The sequence below is a fragment of the Myxococcota bacterium genome (assembly GCA_035498015.1).
Taxonomy (GTDB): Bacteria; Myxococcota_A; UBA9160; order SZUA-336; family SZUA-336; genus VGRW01.
This window is the reverse complement of record DATKAO010000069.1, coordinates 1-14,451: the sequence shown is the minus strand read 5'-3', so window position 1 is coordinate 14,451 and position 14,451 is coordinate 1. Positions and strand designations below refer to the sequence as shown.

Annotated in this window: 17 protein-coding genes; 9 read left to right on the top strand and 8 right to left on the bottom strand. The window is 71.1% G+C overall.

What is annotated here, in order from left to right:
* Together VMR86_05635 and VMR86_05630 are read left to right on the top strand one after the other, a co-directional pair.
* Window positions 1-695 (top strand): lytic transglycosylase domain-containing protein (locus tag VMR86_05635; GenBank protein HTO06523.1); only part of this gene is annotated, 695 nt, incomplete at its 5' end.
* 7 nt (window positions 696-702) lie between these two features.
* Entirely contained in the window at window positions 703-1,131 is a 429-nt protein-coding gene (locus tag VMR86_05630; GenBank protein ID HTO06522.1) for a hypothetical protein, read from the top strand.
* Here VMR86_05630 and VMR86_05625 read toward each other — a convergent pair.
* A complete protein-coding gene (locus VMR86_05625) occupies window positions 1,128-1,490 on the bottom strand; it encodes an FYDLN acid domain-containing protein (protein HTO06521.1) in 363 nt (120 codons plus the stop codon). The genes VMR86_05630 and VMR86_05625 overlap by 4 nt on opposite strands.
* A gap of 115 nt (window positions 1,491-1,605) precedes the next feature.
* On the opposite strand from VMR86_05625, the gene VMR86_05620 reads away from it, so the two are divergent.
* Entirely contained in the window at window positions 1,606-2,865 is a 1,260-nt protein-coding gene (locus VMR86_05620) for a hypothetical protein (protein ID HTO06520.1), read from the top strand.
* A 121-nt stretch (window positions 2,866-2,986) separates the two neighbouring features.
* Here the strand turns inward: VMR86_05620 and VMR86_05615 are convergent, their stop codons facing one another.
* The 3 genes from VMR86_05615 to VMR86_05605 all read right to left on the bottom strand — a co-directional run bounded on the left by VMR86_05615 (window position 2,987) and on the right by VMR86_05605 (window position 5,552).
* A complete protein-coding gene (locus VMR86_05615) occupies window positions 2,987-4,138 on the bottom strand; it encodes a hypothetical protein (GenBank protein HTO06519.1) in 1,152 nt (383 codons plus the stop codon).
* Window positions 4,135-4,656, bottom strand: coding sequence for a VOC family protein (locus VMR86_05610; protein HTO06518.1), 522 nt, complete (start codon window positions 4,654-4,656; stop codon window positions 4,135-4,137). The genes VMR86_05615 and VMR86_05610 overlap by 4 nt, the downstream gene beginning before the upstream one ends.
* Window positions 4,657-4,745: 89 nt before the next feature.
* Window positions 4,746-5,552, bottom strand: coding sequence for a helix-turn-helix domain-containing protein (locus tag VMR86_05605; protein ID HTO06517.1), 807 nt, complete (start codon window positions 5,550-5,552; stop codon window positions 4,746-4,748).
* Between the two features lie 29 nt (window positions 5,553-5,581).
* Here VMR86_05605 and VMR86_05600 point away from each other — a divergent pair, with 29 nt between their 5' ends.
* From VMR86_05600 to VMR86_05590, 3 genes are read left to right on the top strand one after another with little or no spacing between them, the layout of a single operon-like run.
* Entirely contained in the window at window positions 5,582-5,968 is a 387-nt protein-coding gene (locus VMR86_05600; protein HTO06516.1) for a nuclear transport factor 2 family protein, read from the top strand.
* Entirely contained in the window at window positions 5,965-6,366 is a 402-nt protein-coding gene (locus tag VMR86_05595; GenBank protein ID HTO06515.1) for a nuclear transport factor 2 family protein, read from the top strand. Before VMR86_05600 ends, VMR86_05595 begins: the two co-directional genes overlap by 4 nt.
* Window positions 6,363-6,752 carry a nuclear transport factor 2 family protein gene (locus VMR86_05590; GenBank protein ID HTO06514.1) on the top strand — a complete coding sequence of 130 codons (390 nt, stop codon included), beginning with the start codon at window positions 6,363-6,365 and terminating at the stop codon, window positions 6,750-6,752. Before VMR86_05595 ends, VMR86_05590 begins: the two co-directional genes overlap by 4 nt.
* Window positions 6,753-7,122: 370 nt before the next feature.
* Here VMR86_05590 and VMR86_05585 read toward each other — a convergent pair whose 3' ends face one another.
* Together VMR86_05585 and der are read right to left on the bottom strand one after the other, a co-directional pair.
* Entirely contained in the window at window positions 7,123-7,884 is a 762-nt protein-coding gene (locus VMR86_05585; GenBank protein ID HTO06513.1) for a tetratricopeptide repeat protein, read from the bottom strand.
* Window positions 7,885-7,899: 15 nt separating this feature from the next.
* Entirely contained in the window at window positions 7,900-9,255 is a 1,356-nt protein-coding gene (gene der / locus VMR86_05580) for a ribosome biogenesis GTPase Der (protein ID HTO06512.1), read from the bottom strand.
* A gap of 188 nt (window positions 9,256-9,443) precedes the next feature.
* Between der and VMR86_05575 the strand changes: the two genes are divergently transcribed.
* Complete coding sequence (locus VMR86_05575) at window positions 9,444-9,914, top strand: hypothetical protein (GenBank protein ID HTO06511.1); 471 nt, start codon at window positions 9,444-9,446, stop codon at window positions 9,912-9,914.
* On the opposite strand, the gene miaA is transcribed toward VMR86_05575, so the two are convergent.
* Both miaA and mutL read right to left on the bottom strand, forming a co-directional pair.
* Window positions 9,901-10,812, bottom strand: coding sequence for a tRNA (adenosine(37)-N6)-dimethylallyltransferase MiaA (gene miaA, locus VMR86_05570; protein HTO06510.1), 912 nt, complete (start codon window positions 10,810-10,812; stop codon window positions 9,901-9,903). The genes VMR86_05575 and miaA overlap by 14 nt on opposite strands.
* Complete coding sequence (gene mutL, locus VMR86_05565; protein HTO06509.1) at window positions 10,809-12,569, bottom strand: DNA mismatch repair endonuclease MutL; 1,761 nt, start codon at window positions 12,567-12,569, stop codon at window positions 10,809-10,811. The genes miaA and mutL overlap by 4 nt, the downstream gene beginning before the upstream one ends.
* 218 nt (window positions 12,570-12,787) lie before the next feature.
* Between mutL and VMR86_05560 the strand changes: the two genes are divergently transcribed.
* Together VMR86_05560 and VMR86_05555 are read left to right on the top strand one after the other, a co-directional pair.
* A complete protein-coding gene (locus tag VMR86_05560) occupies window positions 12,788-13,726 on the top strand; it encodes a sigma 54-interacting transcriptional regulator (protein ID HTO06508.1) in 939 nt (312 codons plus the stop codon).
* A 180-nt stretch (window positions 13,727-13,906) separates the two neighbouring features.
* A partial coding sequence (locus tag VMR86_05555) for a nitrilase-related carbon-nitrogen hydrolase (protein ID HTO06507.1) occupies window positions 13,907-14,451 on the top strand: 545 nt, incomplete at its 3' end.

The window sequence follows — 14,451 nt, the reverse complement described above, 5'->3', positions numbered from 1 at the left end:
TCGCGACCGCGCGGCTCTTGCACCGCACGGGTGACTCGTTCCGCGCATTGAAGGTGATCGACGAAGGCTTCGGCGGAACCCTGGACCAGGGCATCGACCCCACCTGGCGCGAGGCCTGGGAGCTGGCCTGGCCGCGCGCGTTCGGCGAGTGGGTCGGCAGCTCGACCCGCGAGTTCGCGTTCGACCCGGCGCTGGTTTGGGCGATCATGCGCGAGGAGAGCGCCTACCGCGCGCAGGTGAGCTCGCCCGCGGGCGCGCTCGGCCTGATGCAGCTCATGCCGCAGACCGGGGGCAGGGTGGCAGGGGAGCTCGGCCTCGCGGGCTTCGTCACCGAGCGCCTCTACGACCCCGAGACCAACATCCGCCTGGGCACTTACTACCTGCGTTCGCTGATCGAGCGCTTCCAGGGCTCGCGCCCGCTGGCGATCGCGTCGTACAACGCCGGCCCCGACGCCGTGGGCCGCTGGCTCGAGAAGGACGCCCAGGTGAAGCCCGACGTGTTCGTCGAGTCAGTCACCTACGGCGAGACGCGCCGCTACCTGCGGCGGGTGCTGCGCTCGTACCGCGTGTACCAGCTGCTCTACGGCGACGAGGTCCGGCCGCCGGCGCCCCCGGCCGCGGTCGCCGCGCCGCCCGCCAGCGTGGCTGCGCCGCCCGCCCAGGAGGCTCAACGGGAGGCCGTTTCGGGCCGATAGCCCGCGCATGGGCAAAGCCATTCTCGCGCTCCTCGTGCTGGTCGTTGCCGCGGCCGGTGCCGGTTACTGGAACTACAACCGCAACGCCGGGATCGAGGCCGACCTCCACAAGCCGCGGCCGTTCGCGAACGTGTCGACGCCCGATCTGGCGAAGCTGATCGCGGCCTACGAAGGGGAGGCCAAGCGCGCCAAGGCGCGGGTCGCAGCCGCGCCGGGCGGCGAGGACGCGATCGCCCAGCAGGACGCGAGTGACGTCGGCGGCAAGGCCCAGGCGTTCGCGAACTTCCAGCGCAACAACGAGGCCTGGAAGGCCCAGCGCGGCGCCGTGATGGAGCACCAGGTCGAGATCGAGCAGCTCAAGTTCGAGAAGTCGATCCGCGACCGCCACTTGGACGACCCCAAAGAGGTGTTCAAGCGGCGGCTGCTGACCTTCTAGTCCTCGTCGTCGTCGGCCGGCTCGTCCTCGGGCTCTTCGATCTCCGCGGGCTCCGCGGCGGCGCCCGCCGGCTCGTCGATCTCGATGTCCTCGATCTCGAGGTCCTCGGGATCGATTGGCGTATCGAGATCTTCGCCTTCTTCCACGGGCGGCGGCGGCTTCACCGCCTTCTTCGGCGCGGGCGGGGCCGCGGCCTTCTTGCCGCGCGTGCGCTTGGGCTTCTCGAAGGCCGGTGACTGGCGCTGGTCGGCGCCGCACTTGGGGCAGCGCGGCTCCGGCTTCTGCATGTCGTAGAACTTGGCCTGGCACGAATAGCAGACCCACTTCTGGCCGAGCTTCGTTTTTCGGGCGGCATCCATGCGGCGGGGCTCCTTGTGAAGGCGGGGGTATACCACGGGATCCCGGGAGAGCAAGCGACGTTCCGATGGCGGGAATCACTTCGGGGGTTCGGGCGGCAGGGCGTAGAATCTGCACGTGGCCAAACGCAGCCGGGAGCGGGTCGAGATCGAAGCTCCAGCGGAGCTGCGCTCGGAGCTGCGCGCCCGCGGCGTGTCCGACGCCACGATCGATCGCGCGCTCGGCACGGGAATCCCGCTGCAGAGTCTCTGGGGCTGGCTCAATTGGCGGCGCATGGACGAGGCGGACCTCCACGCGCTGATCGGCTGGCACGAGCGCTTCACCACCGGTGACCTGCGCGCGCGCGAGGTGACCCACGGCGACGCCGACGCGTTCTCGGACCTCTGGGAGAACTCGCCCGAGGAGATCGGCGAGCTCGAGATCACGGTGCTGCGCAGCCCCGATCCGTTCGCGCAGTTCCGGCTGCAGACCCACGTCCAGCTGAACGTGATCGCCGACGGCAACGTGCTGGTGGCGAGCTGCGGCTGGTCGCGGCGCAACGTGCGCATCGCGGGCCAGCGTGTCTCGGTGCGCTACGGCCAGGCGTTGCGCGTGCACCAGGGCTACCGGCGCCAGGGCCTGGGCGACGCGGTGCGACTGTTCCCCGCATCGATGACCACCGTGCGCCCCTCGATGGCCCAGTACGACATCATGCGCTCGGGAAACTTCGCGGTCGTGGGCTGGTGGAACAAGCACGTGCCCGGCTTCTTCGCAGGCACGCCGCAGCGCGAAGGGGAGGTGCCGGGCATCCCCGTGACCGTGAGTCAGATTCCCGCGGCGGCCTCCGCGCCGGAGAGCCGGTCCGTTCGTCCCGCGCGGCCCGAAGACCTGCCGGTCTGCGCAGAACTCGTGAACCGCACGCACGGCGAGCTCGACCTGTTCGCGCCCTACAGCCGCGACTCACTCGAGGAGCGGCTCGACGAAGGCTACTGGGGCGAGCGCGCGCCCTGGTACCCGCGGGTGTACGGCTGGCCCGACTTCTTCGTGCTCGAGTCCGCAGGGCGCATCCGCGCCTGCGCCGGCCTGTGGGACCGCGGCCGCGACCTGCGCGAGCGCATCCGCAAGCGGAAGACCGGCGAGGAGCGCACGTTCGCCGGAACGGCGCTGCTCGACTGGGGCCACGCCGAAGGCGCCGAGGACGCGATGGTGGAGCTCGTGGGCCACCTGACGGCGCGCACGCGCGCGCTCGGCCGCGACTTCCTCTTGCTCTCGCTCGACCAGGCGCCCGAGCTCGCCAAGCGCCTCGAGCCGCTCGAGCCCGCCAGCGAGACCCGCTACCTGCGCTGGAACGCCAAGCCCGAGATCACGCGCCCGCACACGGATCTCCGCTACTGGTGAGAGGGCACCGGCGGGCTCCAAGTCGCGCCGGTGCGTCGGAGCGTTGATTTAACAGAATGCTCCTTATCGGTACTCAGCGGGAGGGCTCGCCTCGGCCGATCGAGCCCGAGCCCGCAGCCAGCTAGAAGAGCTTCGTGCTCGGGTCGGCTTCCACCAGTGCGCGGCCGGACTGCTCGGCGACCAGGTCGAGGTCGAACACGGTGTGGGCGGACATCATGTGGATGTCGCGGTGGATGCGCTGGAGCTCGTGATTCAGGAAGTGGACGCTGGCTCCGGAGCCTTCCACGACGTTGCGGATCACCGTCTTACAGTCGCGCACCACGTGGGCGATCGTGAGTCGCATCTGGATCTGATCCAAAAGATCGAGCTGCTTCCCGCCCCGGGCGTGCGCGGTGAGCTGGCGCGCCACGTCCTTGAGCACCGCCTCGGCGGCCTTGGCGTCGGCCAGCGCGTGCGCGAGCCGGACCTGGCCGGGAGCGCGGTGACTCTGGGTCTTCTTGGTGCCGAACGGCACGCGCTCGGCGAGCAGCTGGCGGAACAGCTCGACCGAGCGGCGCGCGGCGCCCACGGCCGGGATCGCCGCGGTCAGCGACAGCATCGGGAAGACCGGAATGCGACCGAGATAGTCGTCTCTCGGCGCGGGCGCGAGCGGCCGCAGGGTCACGTAGCGCTCGGGCACGTGCACGGCGTTCGCGACGATGTCGTGACTGCCGGTCGCGACCATGCCGTCCACGTGCCAGGTGTCTCGCACCTCGACGGCATCGGGCGGCACCAGGAACATGCGCGGCGTGCCTTCCGGCTCGGTCGCGATGCGGCCCGACAGCAGCACCCAGTCGGCGTGCACGATGCCGGTGCCGAAGCGCCAGTGACCGGTGAGCTCGTAGCCGTCGCCCTTCGGCGTCGCGATGCCGTCGTTGGGGTTCACGCTGCCCGGTGCCAGCACGAACGGCTGGCGCGAGAAGATCTCGTCCTGGAGCTCGCGCGAGAAGTTCCCGAGCTGCCAGTTGTGCTCCATGTAGAACGTGGTGATCCAGCCGGTCGACGCGCAGGCCTCGCTCACCGCCACGCCGATGTCCATGAACAGGTCGAGGTCGATCTCGTAGCCGCCGAAGCGCTTGGGCACGAAGCTGCGGAACACGCCCGTGCGCTTCAGCGCTTCGATCACCTCGTCGTCGGGCTTGCGCCGCAGCTCGGCGTCGGCGGCCCGCTCGGCGATCAGCGGCGCGAGCGCGCGCACCCGCTCGAGCAGGCCGTCGGCGGAGTCCGGAGTCACGCGCGCTCGCTCGGCGGCTCGACCTTGCGCCGCCCTTCCAGGCGGAAGCGCACGCGCGGCTCGGCATCGTCGGCCACGAACGGGCGCTGGAGCCAGCACACCTCGAGCTGCAGCCCGTTCGGATCGAGGAAGTAGATCGACTTGCACCAGCCCTCGTGGTCGACGGGCCCGCGCACCTCGATGCCGTTCGAGACCAGGTGCGCCTTGATGCGCTCGAGGTCGTGCTCGGTCTCGGCGTCGAACGCGAAGTGATACACGCCCGGCGGCAGGCCGAGCCCTTTGTTGATGCCCGAGTCGAAGTCTCTCGGGAAGCCAGTCACGTCCTGACCGCTCATGAAGCCGATGAGCTGGCCGTTCCCGGCATCGAAGAAGAAGTGTTTCATCTCGCCCTTGCCGGCGATGTCGATCAGGTCCGCGCGCACCAGCGGGAAGCCGAGCACGTCTTCATAGAAGCGACGCGTGGCCTCCATGTCCTTGGTGCCGAGATCGATGTGGTTGAAGCCTCGGGTCTTGAGCACGGTGACTCTCCTTCCGGGCCGTCTTGCCCCGCCGCAATCGTAATGAGACTATGCGCGGCGATCAACGGGAACCCGCCATGGCTCAGTGGTCACTCGCGATCGTCAGAACTTCTGACAGCGCCCTCCTCCTCGAGGATGCGCCGCACGCGCTCGTGAGAGAGTCCCGCGGCCTCGCCGATCTGGCGCAGGCTGTGGCCGTCGGCCGCGGCCTGGGCGATCCGTGCGTGCAGCTCCTTGCGGGCACGCTGCGCGGCGCGCGCCCGCGACTGCACGCGCGCGAGCTGGCGCTCCTCGGGCGCGCTCGCACTCGCGGGCTGCACGAACAGCTCCACCAGGCGCGCGACGGCAGCGTCGCTGGGCGGCGCCTGCTCGAGCGCCCGCAGCGCCAGCACCCCGAACGCGAGCGCCAGCACCAGCCGCGCGAGCTCGTCGATCGGCAGCACCGGGTCGATGCGCCCCGACTCCAGGCCGGCGCGCGCCGTGCGCTCGAAGGCTTCGAGGTGCGCGCGGATCACGCGCGCGTAGCTCTCGGCCACCTTGGGATCGCGCCGCGCGAGCGCGATCGCGTCGACCAGCAACAGGTCGCTGCGCCCGCTGGGCACGCCCAGCAGTCCGCGCGCCAGCGCCGGGGCGACCTCGGCCGCGGGCTTGCCGGCGAGCGCGGCGCTGCGGCGCGTGAACGCCTCCACGGTGCCCAGCCCCACGGCTTCCAGCAAGAGCTCGACCTTGCTGCGGAAGTGACCGTAGACCGCGCCCGTGGTCACTCCGGCGCGCGCGGCGATGCCCGCGACCGTGGCGGCCTCGTAGCCCTTGCTCGTGAACTCCGCGACCGCCGCGTCGAGCAGCGCGGCCCGGGCGCTGGGTCGTCGGGGCGCGCGGCGCCGAGGGGCAGTCATGCCCCGCATTCTACGCACGGGGGCGCGCGGTGACCGACCGCGAGCTGCGCGAGCTGTGCAGGCGCTACTTCGACGCGATCGAACGACACGATCTCGAAGCCGTGGCCGACTGTTGCGACCCGGAGTTCACGTTCTGGGTGAATCTGTCGGGCAGCGAGCTCACGCGCGAGCAGAGCCTCGCCACGCTGCGCGACGGCCACGCCCTGCTCCGCCGCCGCAGCTACGACGACCGGCGCATCGACACCTTCGACGGCGGCTTCCTGGCGCGTTACTCGGTGACTTGCGTGCCGCACGACGGCCGGCGCTTCTCGCTCCAGGCCTGCGTCGTGGCGCAGTGCCGCAAGGGCAAGATCACGCACCTAGACGAGTATCTCGACTCGAGCAAGTTCCGCGCGCCGAGGCAGGCCGAGCCGTGACCGACGGCGAGATCCGCGAGCTGTGCCACCGTTTCTTCGACGCCTACCAGGACCGGCGCGTCGACGAGCTGGCCGAGATCTACGCGCCCGACTGCATCATCTGGCACAACGTGTTCGGCCGCGAGACGACCGGCGCCGAGAACCTCGCCGCCCTGCCCAAGAGCTACGCCGGCCAGCGCCGCCGCACCTACGACGACCGCACGATCAACACCTTCGAAGGCGGCTTCGTGATCCAGTACACGCTGGCCGGCGTGCAGCACGACGGCCACCGCGGCGCGCTCTGGATCTGCATCGTGGCCCTGTGCAAGGACGGCAAGATCACCCGGATCGACGAGTACATGGACTCGAGCAAGTTCGCGGCCTGGGCCGGGCGCGGCCGCCCGAGGAGTGAGTCGTGAGGAAGGACTCCGAGACGCTGGCGCTGTGCGACCGCTTCTTCGACGCGATCGAGCGCCGGGACTTCGAGACGGTCGAGAAATGCTACGCCCCCGAGCTCGTGGTCTGGCACAGTCACGACTGTCTGTACCAGGCCCGCGAGTCGAACCTGAAGACACTCCGCGACGGAATGTCACGCTTCAAGAAGATGCGCTACCGCAACCGCCGCATTCACACCTTCGAAGGCGGATTCGTCCAGCAACACACCCTCTTCGTGACTCACCCCAACGACTTCGTGGGCCAGATGGACGTCTGCTTCGTGGCCTACACCCGCGACGGCATGATCTCGCGCGCCTACGAGTATTTCGATCTGGGGCAGATCGAGAGGTTTCTAGGACCTCGGAGCTGAAGAGCATCTCTGCGCGCCGCGCTCCGAGCAATACCCGTCGGTCGCTGCTTCGCGAGTACGCTGCAGACGCTCCCTCTGGGTATTGCTCCGGACGCGGGCGCGAATCACACCTTTCCAGTCCTCCAAAAAAAATGAGGTCGCGTCGACGATCTCACCAGTGCGACCCTGCGGGCCGCGTTCGCAATGCCATCGGGCGCGGACCGGATGGTGGAAGTGGCGAACGCGTCGACGCGATCTCTATTTTTTGGGGGGATCGGAAGTATCTGGTTCGCGCGCGCGGCCGGGGCAAAACCCGGAGGGAGCGTCTGGAGCGTACTCGCGAAGCAGCGACCGAGGGTTTTAGCCCGGAGCGCAGCGCGCCGAGGCGCTCTTACTTCTTCTCCGCAGCAGCGGCCGCGTCGAGAGAGGCTTGCTCTACCCCGATTCTCTGCACGATGCGCTCTTGCTCGGCCAGGTCGGGCCAGCCGGCGAGGACTTCGCGGTAGGCGGCGATGGCTCGGTCGGGGGCTTTGGCTCGCGAGTAGGCGTCGCCCGCTTCGATCCAGGCGAGCGCGCGCGGCGGGTAGCCAGTGACTTTGGCGGCGGCCTCGTAGGTCTCGCCGGCTTGCAGGGGCTGGTTTCTCTGGTCGAGCGTGTAGCCGCGCAGGCGCAGCGCGATGGCGCGGCGCGGGTCGTCCGCGGCGAGTGAGTCGGCGATCTTCTGCAGGCGTGGGTCGGCGGCGTCGAGCTTGCCCAGGTCAACCTCGAGCTCGGCGGCCTTGATGCCGGCGATCGCGGAGATCTGGCTCGAGCCGTGCTTGGCGATGAAGGCGTCGAGCTCGGCCACCGCGGCTTCGCGCGCCTTCGTGGCCTGCTCCGAGTTGGCCGGCTCGGGGACGAAGTACTCGCCCGGGCTCGCGCCCATCGCGTTCGCGAAGCTCGTGTCGATCTGCGCGAGCTCGGTCTCGGCGGCCTCGATGCCGCGGCGGCGCCACTCGAAGACGCCCGCGACGATGCCGCCAAGCGCGAGCAAGAGCCCGGCGCCGAGCACGATCTCGCGCGCGTGCGTGTTCGCCCAGTGGAAGGCGTCCTGCAGGCGCGCCTCGAAGCCTTCGAGCCGGGCCTGGGTGTCGCTGTGCGGGCGTGGATTCATCTCGGGGCGGGGATCTTAGCGGGTTTTGGCCTGGGGTCCGGACAATTCCTCGGTGCCCGTTTCCAGCTCGCGGCGGCCGCGCAGCTTCACGCGCACGGGCGCGGAACGGATGCCGAAGCGCTTGCGCATGAAGCCCTCGAGATACCGGTGGTAGTTCTTCGCGATCAGCGCCGGGTCGTTCATGAACACGAGCACCGTGAACGGGCGGCTCGAGACCTGCGTGATGTAGAAGAAGCGCGCGCGCTTCTTGCCGCGCAGAGGCGGCGTGTTGCGGTCGATCGCCTCTTCGAGCGCGCGGTTGAGCTCGGCGGTCGAGATCTCGAGCGCCTGCTCGTCGAAGAGCTTCAGCGCCTCGGGCAGCACGTGCGCGAGCCCCTGCTTCGTGACTGCGCTGGTGCGCAGCAGCACGGGGTCGGGCACGAAGGCCAGGCGCCGCTCGAGCTGGCGCGCGAGCTCGGCTTCGCGCGGCGTGCCCGCGACCCGGTCCCACTTGTTCAAGAGCAGCACCAGCGGCCGGCCGCGGTCGAGCGCGAGCCGCGCCAGCTTCGCGTCCTGCTCACTCACGCCCACGTCGGCGTCGAGCACGAGCAGCGCCACGTCGCAGCGCTCGAGTGAGCGCAGCGCCATGAGCGCGCTGCCGCGCTCCAGCCGATCGGAGCGCCGGCCGCCGCGCCGCATGCCCGCGGTGTCGACCAGGATCAGCTCGCGGCCGTCGACCTCGAGACTCGAGTCGGTCGCGTCGCGCGTGGTGCCGGGCTCGTCGGCCACGATGTTGCGCTCCTCGCCGAGCCACGCGTTGAGCAGCGACGACTTGCCCACGTTGGGCCGGCCGATGATCGCCAGGCGCGGGGGGCCGCTGCGCACCTCGACCTCGTCCACCGGCCGCCCCTCGGGCAGGTGCTCGCCGATCGCGACTTCGAGGTCGGCGATGCCGCGCGCGTGCGCTGCGCAGGTCGGCACCACCTCGCCAAAGCCCAGCGCATGGAACTCGGCGGCCTGGACCTCGAGCTGCGGCGAGTCGGACTTGTTGGCGACCACCACGACCGGGCGTCCGCCTTTCCGCAGGAGCTCGGCGATCTGGGCGTCCAGCGGCAGGAGACCCGCGCGGGCGTCGACCACGAACACGATCACGCTGGCCTGGGAGACCACCAGCCCCACCTGGCGGCGGATGGCGGCCGGAATGCCCGACTCGGCGTCCGGATCCAGCCCTCCGGTATCCACCAGGAGCGCTGGCTTGCGCTCGATCTCGGTCGCCACCGCCACCCGGTCCCGGGTGACTCCCGGGCGGTCCTCGACCAGCGACCGGCCCTCCCGGAGGAGCCGGTTGAAGAGCGTCGACTTGCCGACGTTCGCCCGGCCCACGATCGCCACCAGCGGTGGTCCGGAGCCGTGGGGTCCGGAGCCGTGGGTAGGGTGCCCACGGCGTTCATCAGACCTGTCACCTGCGGTCACGAGAGAGCCACTCCTGGGGGTTCGGGTAGCGAGTGGTTGACACTGCTAGCGGTTTTGGGCGAGGCTCGCCGCGTCTCGTCGCTGCGTACTCGGGGAGGGTCCGGCAAATGATCCGCAATCTTTCGCTGGTCTGTCTGCGCGCCGCCCTCTGCGGCGCTGCCCTGGCGGCCCTGGTGGGTCTGGCCCCGCGCGCTGCGCGCGCCGATGCCACGCAGCTGTGCCGTGCCGGCAGCAACATGATCCTGGCGCCGTTCGACGCGGTGCTCGGGCCGTTCATCGCCGGCAAGGACGAGTACTACGGCGTCACCCAGATCGACGATCCGGACATCATCAAGGCGATCGGGGTCGTGCCCGGGTACATCCTGCTGAACGGCATGCAGCTCGGCGGGTCCATGTTCCGCGAGATCTCGGCGCTCATGGAGCTGCCGATGGGCATGGTCACCCTGTTCCGCGACGGCGCTCAGCCTCCCCTCTTCCGCTCCCAGGAAGAGGCATGGGCGCTCTACAGCGAGGACGTCGCTGGCGGGAAGTGCCCGATCCGCTTCGGCACGTCGTACAACACGATCAACGACGGCTGAGCTCCGCCAGCACCCGCTCGACGGCGCGCTCGCGCGCGTCGGCGTCGAGCCAGTCGAGCTCGGGCTCGGCGCGGAACCAGGTGCGCTGGCGCTTGGCGTAGCGCCGGGTCGCGATCCAGATGCGCTCGCGCGCCGTGGCCTCGTCGAGCCGCCCTGCCAGGAGCTCGCCGATCTCGCGGTAGCCGATCGCCTGGAGCGGCCGCAGCGTGGGCGCGTAGCCGGCGGCGTAGAGCCCGCGCACCTCGTCGACCCAGCCGGCCTCGAACATGCGCGCGACGCGCTCTCGCAGGCGCTCGGCGAGCACGGTCCGGTCGAGCGCGAGCCCGAGCCAGCGCACGTCGAAGGGCCGGTCGGCGAAGCGGTGCCGGGCGTGCTGGGCCGAGATCGGGCGCGCGCCGAGCGCGGCGGCCTCGAGCGCGCGCACGGTGCGCACGCGGTCGCGCGGGGCAATGCGCAAGGCGGCCTCGGGGTCGCGCCGCTCGAGCTCGGCACGGAGTGACTCGTCGCTGCGCGCCTCGAGCTCGGCGCGCAGCGTGGGGTCGGACGCGGCGCCCTGGATCAGCCCGCCCGCGAACGCCCGCGCGTAGAGGCCCGTGCCGCCCACCAGCAGCACGGGCTTGCCGCGCGCGGCGATGTCGGCGGCGGCGGCGCGCGCCAGCTCGGCCCAGCGGCCTGCCGACATGGGCTCGTCGGGCGCGACCAGGTCGAGCGCGTGGTGCGGGATGCGCGCGCGCAGCGCGTGACTCGGCTTGGCCGTGCCCACGTCGAGCCCGCGGTAGACCTGCATGGAGTCGGCGCTCACGATCTCGGCGCCGGTGCGCTCGGCGACGGCGCACGCGAGCTCGGTCTTGCCGGTCCCCGTGGGACCGACGATCGCGACGACGCGCGGCCGGGTCATGCGCGGCGCAGGAAGCGGCGCTCGAGCTCGGCGCGGTCGAGCGAGAGCGCCACGGGCCGGCCGTGCGGGCAGTTCGCGAACCAGATCTCCTGGTCGAGGCCCGCCAGCAGCGCAGTCACTGCGCGCGCGTCGAGCCGGTCGCCCTTGCGCACCGCGGAGTGACACGCGGCGGTCGCGAACAGGTCGTGCAGCGCGCGCTCGAGGCCGTCCCGCGTCTCGCGCTCGGCGGGCTCGCGCAGCAAGCTCGCGGTCTCACGCAAGAGCGCCGGCCAGTCGGTGCCCGCGCGCTCGGCCAGCAGCGCCGGCAGCGCGCGCAGACGCACGGGCACGGTGCCGCGCGGGCCGGGCGGGCCCGGCTCGAGCCCGATGCCCGCGCGCTCCAGGAGTGACTCGTGCGCGGCCACGGTGTCGGCGTCGGCGCGCGACAGCTCGAGCTCGAGCGGCAAGAGCAGCTCCTGGCGCTCGAGCTTGTCCTCGGCGAAGCCGCGGCGCAGGCGCTCGAACAAGACCCGCTCGTGCGCCGCGTGCTGGTCGAGCAGCACGAGCCCGTCGTCGCCCTCGAGCACGAGATAGAGCCCGAGGGCCTGGCCCAGATAGCGCAGCCGCGAGAACACCCAGGGCGCGCGCGGCGAGTCAGTCGAGCGATACGCGTCGCCCGGCGCGTCGGCGGCGGCGCTCGCGCCGAAGAGGCCCAGGCCGGACGAAGGCTCGCGCGGCTCCGGCGGAGCGCCTCGAAGCCCGGGAAACGCGGCAGGCCGCTCCGGGGCCGACCCGCCGCGCACGGCGCTGCCGATCGCCCGCCGCAGGAGGTCGGTGACGGCGCGCGGATCGCGGAAGCGGACCTCCCACTTCGCCGGGTGCACGTTCACGTCGACCAGCTCGGGGTCGGCGCCCAGGAACAGCACCGCGACCGGATAGCGGCCGGGCGGCAGCGCGTCGCGGTAGGCATCGCGCACCGCGAACTGCAGCACCCGGTCGCGCACTGGCCGACCGTTCACATAGACGAACAGCTCCCCCGGTCCGCTGCGCATGACGTGGGTCGGACTCACGAAGCCCCGCAGCGACAGGCCGGCGTGCTCGGCCGCCACCGGCACCAGCGCCTCGCCCGTGCCCGGCGGCAGCACGGCGATCACCCGCTCGCGGGGCTCGGCCGTGGGGAGCCAGAGCCCGGCGCGGCGCCCGTCGCGCTCCAGCTCGAAGCGCACGTCGGGCCGCACGAGCGCCATCCGTTCCAGCCAGTGGCCGACCTGACTCGCCTCAGTGACTGGATTCTTCAGGAACTTGCGCCGCGCCGGGACCCGGCCGAACAGCTCGGCGACCTCGAGCGCGGTGCCTTCGGCGCAAGCGATCGGGCGCACCGTGGCGATGCCCGCGCCCTCCCCGACCAGCTCGGTGCCCAGCGCGTCCTCCCGGCGGCGGGTGCACATGCGCACCCGGGCGACCGAGGCGATGCTCGGCAGCGCCTCACCGCGAAAGCCGAGAGTCTCGATGCACGCCAAGTCGTGCAGAGTCGCGAGCTTGCTGGTGGCGTGGCGTTCGAAAGCCAGGCGGGCGTCCTCCCGACTCATGCCCGAGCCGTCGTCGCTCACGTGGATCGAGCTGATTCCGCCGTCGCGGATCGCGACCCGGATCTGTGTCGCCCCCGCGTCGAGCGAGTTCTCGACCAGCTCCTTCACGACCGAAGCCGGGCGTTCGACCACCTCGCCCGCGGCGATCTGGTTCACCAGCTCGCTCGGCAGAACCCGGACGTTTGCCATCGCGCGGCGAAGGTATCACGCCCCCGAGTGGCTCCCCGAAAGTCAGCCGGAAACACTCGAAATTCCTTGACAGGCTTGTGGCCTTGGTCAACTTCTTGCGCACGAGGGGGGTTGCGATGTCAGGTACGGCTACCGTGGCAGGGTCGGCGGACTCCATCGGCGCGAGTCCAGCTCCGTCGAAGGCCGTCTCGATTGCGCGCCGCCGCACCGATCGACTGGTGGGGACCAGCCGCGCCGTGCTGCGCACGCTCGAGCAAGTGGCCGTGGCGGGCCGGGGCCGCTTCCACGTGCACATTGCGGGCGAGGAAGGCACCGAGAAAGACCTGGTCGCGCGCCTGATCCACGAGGCGAGTGATTGGGCGGACGGCGGCTACTTCGCGATCGACGCGTCGCTGGTGCACGAGACACTGGTCGGGCGCGAGCTGTTCGGCGCGGAGCGCGGCGCGATCGCCTCGCTGCCGGGTGAGTCGGTCGGCGCGCTCGACCGCATGTCCGGCGGGACGGTGCTGATCGACCACATCGAGGCCCTGCCCAAGGACTTGCAGCAGACGCTCGCCACCGCGCTGCGCGACGGGCGCTTCCGCCGCATGGGCGGCAGCAACTCGCACGCGCTCGAATGCCGCGTGATCGCCGCGAGCCCCGAGTCGCTCGACGTGCTGGTTCACTCCGGGCGCGTGGTGCCCGAGCTCGCCGAGCGCCTGCGGCTGCTCGAGATCCAGCTCCCGCCGCTGCGCGAGCGGCGCGAGGACATCCTGCCGCTCGCCGCCCAGTCACTCGCGGCCGCGCGCGAGGAGATCGAGCGCGAGCTCGGCCGCCCGGCCCGCGTGCGCGGCTTCACGCGCGAGGCGCTGGAGCGCCTGCGTGACCACGGCTGGTCCGGCAACGAGCGCGAGCTGCGCGAGCAGATCCACGCCGCGGTGCGTCTGGCGCGCGAAGAGGAGATCGGCGCGAACGACCTGTCTCTGGGCCCGGACCTGGGCGACGAGGTCCCGTCGTTCCGCGACGCGAAGCGGAAGTTCGAGCGCGACTACGTCTCGCGCGTGTTGAGACTCTGCAAAGGCAACATCAGCCGGGCCGCTCGCATCGCGAAGAAGGACCGCAAGGACTTCTACGACGTGATGCGCCGGAACAACATCGACCCGGCTGCCTTCCGCTGAGCAAGAGGAAGAGCGTGTCTGCGCGCTGCGCTCCGGGCTAAAACCCGTCGGTCGCTGTGCTCGAAGACTCGCAACGCTCCCTCCGGGTTTTGCCCCGGCCGCGCGCGGGCTGACGAGGCAACCCGCGTCGCGTCGTGGCGCGGCGCGGCGCGCGACGATGTCTCCGTCTATGCTGTGCGCATGATCGCCGCCGTGGTGCAGATGACCTCGGGCTCGGACGTCGCGAGGAACCTGTCGCGCGCCGGTGAGTGGATTGCGGCTGCGGCAGCGCGGGGCGCACAGCTCGTCGCTCTGCCCGAGATGTTTGCCCAGATCCGGGAGGAGAATGCGCCGGCGGGTCCGAATCCGGCGGCCCAGGACGTACCCGGCGGCCCGGTGCTGCGGTTTCTGTCGGAGCAGGCGGCGGCGCACCGGATCGTGCTCGCGGGCGGGTCGTTTCCGGAGCGCATTGCGGGCGACGAGCGCGTGTTCAACACGTCGACCGTGTTCGGGCCGAACGGGGAGTTACTCGCGCTCTACCGCAAGATCCACCTGTTCGACGTGGACCTGGTCGGGGCCACGCTGCGCGAGTCGTCGCGCGTGGCGCCGGGCAGCGAGCTCGCGCTGGCCAAGACCGACGCCTGCACGCTCGGTCTCTCGGTCTGCTACGACGTGCGCTTCCCGGAGCTCTACCGGCAGCTCAGCGAGCGCGGCGCCGAGGTGCTGCTCGTGCCCTCGGCCTTCAC

Coding starts and splice junctions, on each gene's coding strand:
- VMR86_05630 (HTO06522.1), top strand. CDS start 703: ATGGGCAAAGCCATTCTCGCGCTCCTCGTGCTGGTCGTTGCCGCGGCC.
- VMR86_05625 (HTO06521.1), bottom strand. CDS start 1,490: ATGGATGCCGCCCGAAAAACGAAGCTCGGCCAGAAGTGGGTCTGCTAT.
- VMR86_05605 (HTO06517.1), bottom strand. CDS start 5,552: ATGACTGCCCCTCGGCGCCGCGCGCCCCGACGACCCAGCGCCCGGGCC.
- VMR86_05585 (HTO06513.1), bottom strand. CDS start 7,884: ATGAATCCACGCCCGCACAGCGACACCCAGGCCCGGCTCGAAGGCTTC.
- VMR86_05575 (HTO06511.1), top strand. CDS start 9,444: ATGATCCGCAATCTTTCGCTGGTCTGTCTGCGCGCCGCCCTCTGCGGC.
- miaA (HTO06510.1), bottom strand. CDS start 10,812: ATGACCCGGCCGCGCGTCGTCGCGATCGTCGGTCCCACGGGGACCGGC.
- mutL (HTO06509.1), bottom strand. CDS start 12,569: ATGGCAAACGTCCGGGTTCTGCCGAGCGAGCTGGTGAACCAGATCGCC.